Genomic DNA, 12994 nt, shown 5'->3' on the forward strand with positions numbered 1-12994 from the left:
GTGGATCAGCCCTCCTTTTCAATCTTGGTCAGGCAGTCGCGCAGCGCCAGCCCGTATTCATACTTGGCCGGACAGGCAAAGCCCACAAGGCCCAAATCTTCTTCGTCAAGCTCCAGCGCGCCCAGGGCCTGCGCCGTGTCGGTATCCATCACCAACAGCGCCCGCAACAGTTGCGTCGGCAGGAAATCCTGCGGCATGAGCTCTTCGAAGGTGCCGGTGGGCACCATGGCGCGGCGACCGCCGTTCAGGTTTGACGTGAAGGCGAACAGCTTTTTGGCAAAGGCCGAACCCAGAACCGGCTGCACCGCGTATTTCGACGGCATCGGACGGATCCAACCCATCGGGATCTGGTCGTGATCCTCGCGGATGATGCAGATCTGGCGCGCGAAGCGTCCCAGATAGGCGAACGGCCCGGTGGCGTGACGACCCGAAAGGACCGAACCCGAAATGACCCGTGCTTCGCCATCAACATTGATCTCGTCACGGGTCAGATCCTCGGTCGAGGCGCCCATGACGGTGCGGACCAGACGCGGTTGACGCGCGCCGGGACCGGTCAGAGCGACCACCACGTTCGGGTCCAGATGCCCCGACTGCAGCAGCCGCCCGATGGCGATCACGTCCTGATAGCCGATGGTCCAGACGGTTTTCTCGGCGGTCACGGGTTCGAGGAAGTGGATATGCGTCCCGGCCAGGCCCGCCGGATGGGGGCCGCTGAAAGCCGCGGCCTCGACGCCCGGCAGATCGACGCCGGGGATCGTGTCGCCATCCTTCTGGCACAGATAGGTCTTGCCTTCGGTCAGCTTGGCCACGGCGGCCAGACCGGCGGCAAAGGCCTCGCTCGCGTCATTGATGATCAGCGCGGCATCGGCGGCCAGCGGCTCGCTGTCCATGGCGGTGACGAAAATCGCGGCGGGCGCGGTGCCCGGCTGCGGCATCTTGGAATAGGGCCGCGTGCGGAACGCGGTCCACAGGCCGGCGGCGCACAGCTTGGCGGTGAGGCCCTGCGCGGTCTCGGCATCGCCCACGCCCGAGAAATCGACACCGGGGTCGTTGGGGTCCGAAACCTCGATCACGACGCTCTGTAGCACGCGCCGCGCGCCGCGGTTGATGGCCACGACCTTGCCGGTCAGCGGCGCCACCATCATCGCCTCGGGCGCGTCCTTGTGGCAGAACAGCGGCGTGCCGCGCTGGACAGTGTCCCCTTCCTGCACCAGCATCCGTGGTTTGAGCCCGATATAGTCTCCACCCAGCACGCCAACCGAAGAATATGCTGGCCCTGGCTGAATGACCTGTTCAGGCGATCCCTCGATCGGAAGGTCCAGTCCCTTTTTCAGTTTGAAAGTTTGCATGTCGCTACGTTCTTCCAAGCCTTTTTCTTGCGCCCGTCATACAGCGCCCTTTGTTTTGGGCACTGCATAGCGCGGAGTTTCGTAAAGCCCGTCGTAAAAACGACGAGGACCGGCCGAAATCCGCGGGCGTCTCTCTGATTACGGCCCCTTTACGCGGCGAAGCGGCCAAACGCAAACCTGTTACCGCCCAAATCGCGTGCCGTGTAGCTATTTTTAACCGAAACCTCGGGTGGAGTACCAAAAACTTGGTAGGAAATTTCGTGTCGCACGGATGGCCCTGCTGATATAAGCAGCCGGAATGGAGAATACCGATCTTGAGATTTTTCTGGTTGCGACACCCGGTCTGGAGGCTCCCCTCCTCGCCGAAGCGCAGGAGGCCGGATTCGTAGAGGCCCGGCTCGCCCCCGGAGGTGTCACGGTTCGTGGCAACCTGCGCGAGGTCTGGCGTGCCAATCTCCAGTTGCGCGGTGCCAACAAGGTATTGGTTCGGGTGGGTTCGTTCCCGGCTGTGCATCTGGCTCAGCTGGACAAGCGGGCACGAAAGTTTCCGTGGGGAGATTTTCTGAAACCCGACGTCCCGGTTCGGGTTGAGGCCACCAGCCGAAAATCCCGCATCTATCATGCCGGCGCAGCACGGCAACGGATTGAAGGCGCAATCTCTGACACGTTGGGGGCCCCGATCTCGTCCGAGGCGACGGTCCGTGTTCTGCTGCGAATCGAGAAAGACATCTGCACATTTTCCCTCGACAGTTCCGGAGAGGCGCTGCACAAGCGCGGGCACAAGGAAGCGGTGGCCAAGGCCCCCATGCGCGAAACGATGGCGGCGATGTTTCTGCGCAATTGCGGCTTTGACGGATCCGAGCCGGTGCTGGACCCGATGTGCGGCTCGGGCACTTTCGTGATCGAAGCCGCGCAGATCGCGATGGGCCTGCCGCCCGGCCGCGACAGAGCCTTTGCCTTTCAGGACTTTGCCGGATTCGACCCCAAGGCTTGGGCAGAACTCCGCACCGACTGGGTCGCGACGCAGACAGATACCGTGTTCCATGGCTCGGACCGTAATGACGGGGCGATTGCGGCCGCGCAGGCCAATGCCAGCCGCGCCGGGGTGGACGGCGCGACGCGATTCCAAAAACGCGCAGTCGCTGACCTGAAACCGCCCATAGGCGGGCCGGGCCTGGTAATCGTCAACCCACCGTATGGGGCACGCATCGGCGACGAAAAACGCCTGCGGTCGCTGTATGGCAGCTTTGGCAAAGTGATGTTGTCCAAGTTTTCAGGCTGGCGTGTCGGGGTCGTCACCAGCAACCAGTCCCTGGCGCGCGCCACCCGCCTGCCGTTGCTGCCTCCGGGTCCGATCGTCGATCATGGCGGCACGAAGATCCGCCTCTATCAAACCGAGGCCCTGCCCTGACCGGCCAATTCCTGCGGGTCCAAGCGGCAGAGTCAGTTCGGACAAAAAGCACACAGAATCCCTCTTGCGCATCAAATCCACTGGGTATAGATCACGCGCCACGGTCGGAGTGTAGCTCAGCCTGGTAGAGCACTGTCTTCGGGAGGCAGGGGTCGGAGGTTCGAATCCTCTCACTCCGACCAATAAAACAAGGCGCCCTGCGGCGCCTTTTTTGTTGGTTGGTCGTATCTCCAAATATGTCCGGGGCAGCAACGTGCTCAATTATTCGGCATCTGCGCACGATCTGCCATCTGGATAGGCGCTTTCCAGAGAATTGAGCGCAGCGCTCCGAGGGTGGCATTGCCTCGCTCTGCCGGCTTGGTCAGTTCGATGTTATGAACCAAACGTTGACCGTTGTTGTAGTCGAACAGAACCCGGACCGCGCCGATGCGATCCTCGAGGCCCTGAAAGCGGCGGGGAGCGTCGAGGCGCACGTGATCGATGGCGTGTCTGAATTGCCGCGCAAGATTGCTGTCCACAATCCCGATGTCGTTCTGATCGACATCGACAATCCATCTCGGGACATGCTTGAAGAACTGACAACCGCCTCCGGCCCGATGGAGCGGCCGGTTGCCATGTTCGTATCCGGGGCTGCAGGCGGCCTGTCCAAAGCTGCGGTCGAAGCAGGTGTCTCGGCCTATGTCGTCGACGGTCTGCATCCCGAAAGGGTCAAGCCCATCATCGACACCGCCATCGCCCGTTTCCAAGTACTGCGCCAGATGCGGACCGAGTTGGCGGAAACCCGACGCGCATTGGAAGAGCGCAAGGTGATCGACCGCGCGAAAGGGCTGTTGATGAAAGCAAAGGGCATTCAGGAAGATGAAGCATATGCCCTGCTGCGCAAGACCGCCATGAATCAGAATCGTCGGGTGGCCGATGTTGCCGAGGCTTTGGTGACCGCTTCGGGGCTGCTGTCATGAGGGCGGTCTCGCTCCGAGCGGCCTATATGCCGTTGGTCGATGCGGCCCCCCTGATCGTGGCGCACGAGATGGGATATGATCAGGCCGAGGGCATCTCCTTGGACCTGCGCCCCGCCCCGTCCTGGTCCTCGTTGCGGGACATGCTGGCCTTCGGACATGTTGATGCGGCACATCTGCTGTCCCCTGTCCCGGTGGCCATGGCGCTGGGGCTTGGGGGGATCGTCACGCCCCTTTCGGCCGTATCGGTCCTGTCGGTCAATGGAAACGTGATCGGCGTTGGCCGCCAACTGGAGGCGCGGCTGCGCGAAAATGGCTATGCCTTCGATTTCAGCAACGCCACTGCGGCCGGAGCGGCATTGGCAAAAGCGGCCGGTGGAACGCTGACCTTCGGGGTTCCGTTTCCGTTTTCCATGCATGTGGAACTGCTGCGATATTGGGTCAGCGGCACGGAACTCGCCTCGACCCAGGTTGAGATCCGCACCGTTCCCCCACCGCTGATGGCCCAGGCCCTGGCCGCCGGTGAGATCGATGCTTTCTGCGTGGGTGAGCCCTGGGGGTCGTTTTCCGTCGATGACCGGGTGGGTGCGCTCCTGCTGCCGGGAAACGCGATCTGGTCCTGTGCCCCGGAAAAGGTCCTGGCCGTGCGAACGGATTGGGCACAGACGGAACCACATCTGACAGGCGCATTGCTGCGGGCGATCTGGCGGGCGGGCCGGTGGCTTTCAAATCCCGATAGCCTGACTACGGCGTCGGAGATGCTGGCGCAGAGGCTATACCTGGATGTTCCGGCGGACCTGGTCGACCGGGCATTGACCGGTCAATTTGCGATTTCAGCGCGCGGTGATCAGCGTCAGGTCGACCGGTTTGTCACTTTTCATGAAGGAGCAACGGGCTTTCCTTGGCGCAGTCAAGCCAAATGGATCGCGCATCACATGGCGCGAAGATATGGTCTTGATCCGTCAAATGCCGAGCGTACGGCGGCCGATGTGTTCCAAAGTGACCTGTATCGGCGCGAGCTGCAGGGAATCGGTGTTGTCATGCCCATCGAATCTGAAAAGCCCGAGGGTGCCGGCGACGACCCGACGCTAATGGCCGGGCCGGGCGGAAAGCTGATGTTGCCGCGAAATGTCTTTTTCGACAGTCGGATATTTGAGCCTTCCCAGTAAGTGCGCCTAATTTTTTTGCACTGCAGCGTCAAATAATGCTGCGTTGCAGAATTTTCGCCTGATGGCCGTCAATTTTGGATGACTCATCTGCTCACCGGTGCGTTTATCAGGACAACGGCAGGCAACGTCGCCCACCGTAGGAATTCGCCCGATGTCTTGGGCAAAACTTCTGAGCAAAGCCGCTCGACCAACCGCCTTCTCCTTCCGGCGGTGTGTGTCGGCGGCTTTTTTTTGGCCCGAACGTTGCTCGGGTCGCCACCCAGCCCGGTTTGGGCCGGACCGAAAGGAACAAAGATGAAAAAACTCATTCTGAGTCTTGTTGCGACGACAGCCCTTGTTGCGCCGGCCACCGCAGAAATGCTGGAGCTGGAAAAGGACGAACTGACCTTCGGCTTCATCAAGCTGACCGACATGGCGCCGCTGGCCGTGGCCTATGAGCAGGGGTATTTCCTGGACGAAGGCCTGTTCGTGACGCTCGAGGCGCAGGCCAACTGGAAGGTTCTGCTGGACGGCGTGATCGGCGGCCAGCTGGACGGTGCGCATATGCTGGCCGGTCAACCGCTGGCGGCGACCATTGGTTATGGAACCGAGGCGCATATCATCACGCCCTTCTCGATGGACCTGAACGGCAACGGCATCACGGTATCGAACGAGGTCTGGGCAGAGATGAAACCCAACATCCCGGTGATGGACGACGGCCGCCCGCAGCACCCGATCAGCGCCGAGGCGCTGGCTCCGGTGGTCGAGAAGTACAGGGCCGAGGGCAAGCCCTTCAACATGGGGATGGTGTTCCCGGTTTCGACCCACAATTACGAACTGCGCTACTGGCTGGCCGCCGGGGGTCTGAACCCGGGCTATTACAGCCCCGAAAACGTGACCGGCCAGATCGGCGCGGACGTGTTCCTGTCGGTCACCCCGCCGCCGCAGATGCCCGCGACGCTCGAGGCCGGCACGATCCATGGCTATTGCGTGGGCGAGCCGTGGAACCAGCAGGCGGTGTTCAAGGGCATCGGCGTTCCGGTCATCACCGACTACGAGCTGTGGAAGAACAACCCTGAAAAGGTATTCGGCATCACCGCCGAATTCGCCGAGGAATACCCGAACACCACCTTGGCCGTAACCAAGGCGCTGATCCGCGCGGCGATGTGGCTGGACGAGAACGACAATGCCAACCGTCCCGAGGCGGTCGAGATCCTCAGCCGCCCGGAATATGTCGGGGCCGATTACGAGGTGATCGCCAACTCGATGACCGGCACGTTCGAATACGAAAAGGGCGACAAGCGCGAGGTGCCCGATTTCAACGTGTTCTTCCGGTACAACGCGACCTATCCGTTCTATTCCGACGCGGTCTGGTACCTGACACAGATGCGCCGCTGGGGGCAGATCCCCGAAGCCAAGGCAGACAGCTGGTATGACGAGGTCGCCAAGTCGGTCTACAAGCCCGAGATCTATCTGCAGGCCGCGCGCCTTCTGGTCGAGGAAGGCCTGGCGGACGAGGCCGACTTTCCCTGGGACAGCGACGGCTACAAGGCACCCACCCCGGCCGAGGACATCATCGACGGCATTCCCTTCGATGGCCGTGCGCCGAACGCCTATCTCGAAAGCCTGCCGATCGGCCTGAAGGGCGACCAGAAGGTCGTCGGGACCGAAGTCCAAGGCTGACCCCGAACCGCCCTGCCCGGCTGCGGTCGGGCAGGGCCCCTGAAACGCCCCGCCATCGCAAGGACGCATCAGATGACAACGGTCGATCCGGAATTCAACGCAGACGCCGCACGGGACGCGCGCCGCGCCCGTCTTTTCACCCGCATCAACGCCGCCGACAAATGGTTCCAGGTGCTGGGCCTCAGCTGGGTCACCCCGGTTGTGAAGGCCGCCGCCGGCGACAATCCCCGCGCCCAGATGGCCGAGATCTGGCGGCTGCTGATCGTGCCAATCCTGTCGATCTGCGCATTTCTGCTGCTGTGGGCGACGCTGGCGCCCAAGGTGCAGACCTCGCTTGGGGCGGTGCCCGGCCCGGCGCAGGTCTGGAAGGAAATGGTCACCTTGCACCAGGACGCGCAGGCCAAGGCCGCCAAACGCGCCAAGTTCGAGGCGATGGTCGAAAAGCGGAACCAGAAGCTGATCGAGGCCGGCCGCGCGGACGAGGTCAAGCAGGTCGCCTATACCGGCGCGCCGTCTTACTACCAGCAGATCTGGACCTCGATCAAAACCGTGTTCTTCGGGTTCCTGATCGCCACGGTCGTGGCGGTGCCGCTAGGCATCGCGGCGGGGCTGTCGCCCACCGCAAACGCGGCGCTGAACCCGTTGATCCAGGTGTTCAAGCCGGTCTCGCCGCTGGCCTGGCTGCCGATCGTGACGATGATCGTCTCGGCCGTCTATGTCACCAATGACGGCTGGTTCGCGAAATCCTTCCTGATCTCGGCCATCACCGTGACGCTGTGTTCGCTGTGGCCCACGCTGATCAACACCTCGTTGGGCGTGGCCTCGATCGACAAGGATCTGGTGAACGTGTCCAAGGTTCTGAAGATGAACACCTGGACCAAGATCACCAAGCTGGTGCTGCCCTCGGCGCTGCCGCTGATCTTCACCGGGCTGCGTCTGTCGCTTGGAGTGGGCTGGATGGTTCTGATCGCGGCCGAGATGCTAGCGCAGAACCCGGGCCTGGGCAAATTCGTCTGGGACGAGTTCCAGAACGGCTCGTCCAGCTCGCTGGCCCGGATCATGGTGGCGGTCTTTACCATCGGCATCATCGGCTTCCTGCTGGACCGGGTGATGTACGCGCTGCAGTCCCTGTTTACCTTTACCAACAACCGGTGAGCGTAATGAGCATTCTCAGCTTCGAAAACGTCTCGAAATCCTTTGGCGAAGGCACCGGGCGCACCGATGTTCTGAACGGCATCGATCTGCAATTGCAGGAGGGCGAGTTCCTGGTGATCCTGGGCTTTTCCGGCACCGGCAAGACCACGCTGATCAACCTGATGGCCGGGCTGGACATGCCCAGCCGCGGGCAGGTCACCTTCAAGGGCGCGCCGATCAAGGGGCCGGGGCCGGAACGCGGCGTGATCTTTCAGAACTACTCGCTGATGCCGTGGCTGACGGTCAGCGGCAATGTCGGGCTGGCGGTCGATACGGTCTTTCCGGGCCTGCCCAAGGCCGAGAAGGCCGCGAAAGTGGCCCATTACGTCAAGATGGTCGGCCTCAGCCACGCCGCGGCGCGCCGGCCGGCCGAATTGTCGGGGGGGATGCGCCAGCGGGTCAACGTGGCCCGGGCGCTGGCCATGAACCCCGAGGTCTTGTTGCTGGACGAGCCGCTGTCGGCGCTGGACGCGCTGACCCGGGCCAACCTGGCCGACGAGATCGAGCACATCTGGGAAGCCGACCGCAAGACCTGCGTGCTGATCACCAATGACGTGGACGAGGCGATCATCCTGGCCGACCGGATCATCGCCCTGAACCCCGACGGCACGCTGGGGCAGGAGTTCCGCGTCTCGATCCCGCGCCCGCGCGACCGGGCGGCGATGAACACCGATGAAACCTTCAAGCGCCTGCGCGCCGAGGTCACCAAATACCTGATGGATGTGGGGATCGAGGCCAAGGTCGAAGGCACCCGCATCCTGCCCGAGGTCACGCCGATCCACGGTGTGCCCGCCGCCGTGACCGAGGCGCAGAAGGGCATGATCGACAGCCGGTTCCTGGATTTCTCGCAACTGCACAAGGTCTATCCCACGCCCAAGGGGCCGCTGACCGTGGTCGAGGATTTCGACCTGAAGATCGACAAGGGCGAGTTCATCTCGCTGATCGGTCATTCGGGCTGTGGCAAATCCACGGTGCTGACCATGGCGGCGGGGCTGAACGAGATTTCCAAAGGCGCGATCAAGCTGGATGGCCGCCACGTCGAAGGTGCCGACCCTGAACGCGCGGTGGTGTTCCAGTCGCCCAACCTGTTCCCGTGGCTGTCCGCGAAAGAGAACGTGGCGATCGGTGTCGACAAGGTCTATCCGAACGCCAGCCAGGCCGAACGGCAGGACGTGGTGGAGTATTACTTGGAACGCGTCGGTCTGGCCGATGCGATGGACAAGCAGGCCAGCGACCTGTCGAACGGCATGAGACAGCGCGTCGGCATCGCCCGGGCCTTTGCCCTGTCGCCCAAGCTGCTGTTGCTGGATGAGCCTTTCGGGATGCTCGACAGCCTGACCCGCTGGGAGCTGCAGGAGGTTCTGATGGAGGTCTGGTCGCGCACCAAGGTCACCGCGATCTGCGTCACCCATGACGTGGACGAGGCGATCCTGCTGGCCGACCGGGTGGTGATGATGACCAATGGCCCGCAGGCCACGATCGGCAAGATCACCCGCGTCGACCTGCCCCGCCCGCGCACCCGCAAGGCGTTGCTCGAACATCCCGACTATTACGCCTACCGGCAGGAAGTGCTGGATTTCCTCGAAGAATACGAACACGGCGCCAAGCCGAAATCGCCCGCCCCCAAGGCCATTGCAGCGGAGTGACCCCATGAAACAGAAACTTGTCGTGATCGGTGCCGGGATGGCGTCGGGCCGCGTGCTTGAACATCTGACCGAGACCGCGCCGGATGCGTTCGACATCACCCTGTTCAACGCCGAACCGCGCGGAAACTACAACCGCATTATGCTCAGCCCGGTTCTTTCGGGCGAGAAGACCTATGAGGACATCGTCACCCATGACGGCGACTGGTACGCGCAGCGGGGCATCGCCTGCCGCTTTGGCGAGCATGTGGTGAAGATCGACCGCGAGACGAAGGTGGTCGAGGGCGAAAACGGCCATGTCCCTTATGACAAGCTGCTGATTGCCACCGGCTCTGCCCCGTTCATCATTCCGGTTCCGGGCAAGGACCTGCCCGGCGTCATCTCCTATCGCGATCTGGACGACACCAACGCGATGATCGACGCGGCCGCCAAGGGTGGCAACGCGGTGGTGATTGGCGGCGGGCTTCTGGGGCTCGAGGCCGCGGCGGGGCTGGCCGAGCGCGGCATGACCGTCACCGTGGTGCACCTGATGGGCCATCTGATGGAACGGCAGCTGGATGAGGCCGCCGGATACCTGCTGCGCAAGGATCTGGAAAGGCGGGGGATCACCGTGCGAACCCAGGCCTCGACCAAGGCCATTCTGGGCGAGGGTCGCGCCGAGGCGGTGCTGCTGGAAAGCGGCGAGACGCTGCCCGCCGACCTGGTGGTGATGGCCGTCGGCATCCGCCCCGAAACCCGGCTGGCCACCGATGACGGGCTGGACGTGGCCCGCGGGATCGAGGTGAACGCGCAGATGCAAAGCTCGGACCCGGATGTGCTGGCCGTGGGCGAATGCGTCGAATTCGACGGCCACCTGTTCGGCCTGGTGGCGCCGCTTTACGATCAGGCCAAGGTCGTGGCCAATACCCTGCTGGGCCAGCCGGATGCATTCGTGGTCAAGGAACTCGCCACCAAGCTGAAGGTCACCGGCTGCGACCTGTTCAGCGCCGGAGACTTCGCCGAGGGCGAGGGACGCGAGGACATCGTGTTCCGCGACCCGGCGCGCGGGGTCTACAAGCGGCTGGTGATTGAAGACGACCGCCTGATCGGCGCGGTCATGTATGGCGACACCGCCGATGGCAGCTGGTTTTTCGGCCTGATCAAGGACGGCACCGACATCGACGAGATGCGTGACACGCTGATCTTTGGCCCGGCCTACCAGGGGGGCGACACCGCGGACCCTCTCTCAGCCGTTGCAGCATTGCCGCCTGAGGCGGAGATCTGCGGCTGCAACGGCGTATGCAAGGGCACCATCGTCGAGGCGATCGCCGCCGGCGCCACCGATCTGGCCGCCGTGCGCGCCAGCACCAAGGCCAGCGCATCCTGCGGAACGTGCACGGGTCTGGTCGAACAGGTCCTGCAGGTCACGCTTGGCGATGAGTTCCAGATGCCGGCGGCGCAACCGATCTGCGGGTGCACCGATCTGACCCACGAGGACGTGCGCCGCCTGATCAAGGCGCAAGAGTTGAAAAGCCAGGCCGCCGTCTGGCAGGAGCTGGGCTGGAAAACGCCCAATGGCTGCCATGTCTGCCGGCCGGCGATCAACTATTACCTGCTGGCCGACTGGCCGCTGGAGTATCAGGACGACCCGCAAAGCCGGTTCGTCAACGAACGCAAACACGCCAACATCCAGAAGGACGGCACCTTCAGCGTCGTGCCCCGCATGTGGGGCGGCATCACCAACCCGGCCGAGCTGCGCGCCATCGCCGACGCAGCCGAGAAATACGACGTGCCCACCGTCAAGGTCACCGGCGGTCAACGCATCGACCTGCTGGGCGTCAAGGGCGAGGACCTGCCCGCCATCTGGGCCGATCTGAACCGGGCCGGTCTGGTCTCGGGGCACGCCTATTCCAAGGGTCTGCGCACGGTCAAAACCTGTGTCGGCACCGATCACTGCCGCTTCGGAACCCAGGACAGCACCGGCCTTGGCATCAAGCTGGAACAGATCCTGTGGGGATCGTGGACACCGCACAAGCTCAAGCTGGCGGTCTCGGGTTGCCCCCGCAACTGTGCCGAGGCGACCTGCAAGGATATCGGCGTGGTCTGCGTGGACTCGGGCTATCAGATCGGCATCGGCGGGGCGGCCGGGATGGACGTCAAGGAAACCGAACTGCTGTGCCAGGTCCCGACCGAGGACGAGGCGATCGAGGTGGTGATGGCCGTCACCCAGGCCTATCGCGAGGGCGGCAAGTATCTGGACCGGCTGTACAAATGGCTGGCCAAGGTCGGCATGGACTGGGTCAGGGCCAATGTGGTCGACGACCTCGAAAACCGCCGGGCCCTGGTCGAGCGGTTCGAGCTGTCGCAGAGCATCTATCGCAAAGACCCCTGGGCCGAGCATGTGCGCGACAAGGCGCCGAGCTATGCCCCAATTGCAGATTTCACCCTGGAGGCCGCGGAATGAGCTGGATCGACATCGGACATATCGACGACGTGCCGCTGCGGGGCGCCCGTCTGGTGAAAACCCGTCTTGGCTGCATCGCCATCTTCCGCACGGCCGAGGCGGAACTGTTCGCGGCCAGCAATGCCTGCCCCCACAAGGGCGGCCCCCTGTCCGAAGGCATCGTGCATGGCCAGTCGGTGACCTGCCCGCTGCACAACTGGGTGTTCGACCTGAATACGGGCGAGGCCCGAGGCGCGGACGAAGGACGGATCACCACCTATCCGGTTCGGCTGGAGGGCGGGCGCATCCTGCTGGACGCCCGCGCCATCACCGAGCGGAGCGCCGCCTGATGGACGGCTCGAACCTGCCCGAGGTCCGATCCACCTGTGCCTATTGCGGCGTGGGCTGCGGCGTGCTGCTGCGCCCGGACGGGGCCGGCGGTCTGACCGTGCGGGGCGACCCGGACCACCCGGCGAATTTCGGACGGTTGTGTTCCAAGGGCACCGCGCTGGGTGAAACGGTCGGGCTGGACCACCGCCTGCTGGCCCCGCGCGCCTTTGGCCGGGACTTGGGCTGGGACGACGCGCTGCAACTGGTGGCCGACCGGTTCCGCGAAACGATCGCAGCACATGGTCCCGACAGCGTGGCCCTTTATGTCTCGGGGCAGTTGCTGACCGAGGATTACTACGTGGCCAACAAGCTGATGAAGGGCTTCATCGGATCGGCCAATATCGACACCAATTCCCGGCTGTGCATGGCCTCGACCGTGGCCGGGCACAAGCGGGCCTTTGGCACCGACACCGTGCCCGGTACCTACGAGGATCTGGATCAGGCCGATCTGGTGGTGCTGGTCGGGTCGAACCTGGCGTGGTGCCACCCGGTTCTGTATCAGCGCGTTCTGGCGGCACGGCAGGCGCGCGGCACCCGGATCGTGGTGATCGACCCGCGCCGCACCGCCAGCTGCGATCAGGCCGATCTGCATCTGGCGCTGAACCCGGGCAGCGACGTGGCGCTGTTCAACGGGCTGCTGACCGAGATTCATCGGCGCGGGGCCGTGGACCCGGACTTCGTGAAGCAAACCTCGGGTCTGGAAGCCGCTCTGGAAACGGCCGGAAACGACCAGATCTCGGAAACCGGCCTGCCCGCCGAAAAACTCGCCGCCTTTTTCGATCTATGGATCAATACCCC

10 protein-coding genes and 1 tRNA gene are annotated in these 12994 nt (G+C 63.6%); 10 read left to right on the forward strand and 1 reads right to left on the reverse strand.

Features of this window, described 5'->3' with window-relative positions:
• Positions 1-5: 5 nt before the first annotated feature.
• A complete protein-coding gene (locus ACR0NY_RS15365; protein ID WP_170369339.1) occupies positions 6-1349 on the reverse strand; it encodes a Na(+)-translocating NADH-quinone reductase subunit A in 1344 nt (447 codons plus the stop codon).
• 298 nt (positions 1350-1647) lie between these two features.
• On the opposite strand from ACR0NY_RS15365, the gene ACR0NY_RS15370 reads away from it, so the two are divergent.
• The 10 genes from ACR0NY_RS15370 to ACR0NY_RS15415 all read left to right on the forward strand — a co-directional run.
• On the forward strand, positions 1648-2760 hold the full coding sequence (locus ACR0NY_RS15370; RefSeq protein WP_170369341.1) for a THUMP domain-containing class I SAM-dependent RNA methyltransferase: 1113 nt from the start codon (positions 1648-1650) through the stop codon (positions 2758-2760).
• A 105-nt stretch (positions 2761-2865) separates the two neighbouring features.
• Positions 2866-2942: transfer RNA gene (locus ACR0NY_RS15375), tRNA-Pro, on the forward strand.
• Between the two features lie 192 nt (positions 2943-3134).
• Positions 3135-3719, forward strand: coding sequence for an ANTAR domain-containing response regulator (locus tag ACR0NY_RS15380; protein WP_170341425.1), 585 nt, complete (start codon positions 3135-3137; stop codon positions 3717-3719).
• Positions 3716-4885, forward strand: coding sequence for an ABC transporter substrate-binding protein (locus ACR0NY_RS15385; RefSeq protein WP_170341980.1), 1170 nt, complete (start codon positions 3716-3718; stop codon positions 4883-4885). Before ACR0NY_RS15380 ends, ACR0NY_RS15385 begins: the two co-directional genes overlap by 4 nt.
• Before the next feature lie 294 nt (positions 4886-5179).
• The gene (locus ACR0NY_RS15390) at positions 5180-6547 is read left to right on the forward strand and encodes a CmpA/NrtA family ABC transporter substrate-binding protein (RefSeq protein ID WP_093963080.1); all 1368 of its coding nucleotides are present in this window, start codon (positions 5180-5182) and stop codon (positions 6545-6547) included.
• A gap of 72 nt (positions 6548-6619) precedes the next feature.
• Positions 6620-7702: an ABC transporter permease gene (locus ACR0NY_RS15395; protein ID WP_170369343.1), complete on the forward strand. Its 1083-nt coding sequence runs from the start codon at positions 6620-6622 to the stop codon at positions 7700-7702.
• 5 nt (positions 7703-7707) lie between these two features.
• Positions 7708-9387 (forward strand): ABC transporter ATP-binding protein, encoded by a 1680-nt coding sequence (locus ACR0NY_RS15400; protein WP_170369345.1) that lies wholly within the window; start codon positions 7708-7710, stop codon positions 9385-9387.
• A gap of 4 nt (positions 9388-9391) precedes the next feature.
• Positions 9392-11827 (forward strand): nitrite reductase large subunit NirB, encoded by a 2436-nt coding sequence (gene nirB, locus ACR0NY_RS15405; protein WP_170369347.1) that lies wholly within the window; start codon positions 9392-9394, stop codon positions 11825-11827.
• Positions 11824-12156, forward strand: a complete 333-nt coding sequence (gene nirD / locus ACR0NY_RS15410; protein ID WP_170369349.1) for a nitrite reductase small subunit NirD — start codon at positions 11824-11826, stop codon at positions 12154-12156. The genes nirB and nirD overlap by 4 nt, the downstream gene beginning before the upstream one ends.
• Positions 12156-12994, forward strand: an 839-nt coding sequence (locus ACR0NY_RS15415; protein ID WP_480771290.1) for a molybdopterin-dependent oxidoreductase, incomplete at its 3' end; no start/stop codon positions are given. The genes nirD and ACR0NY_RS15415, both read left to right, overlap by 1 nt.

The sequence above is a fragment of the Ruegeria sp. BJ5 genome, assembly GCF_056537865.1.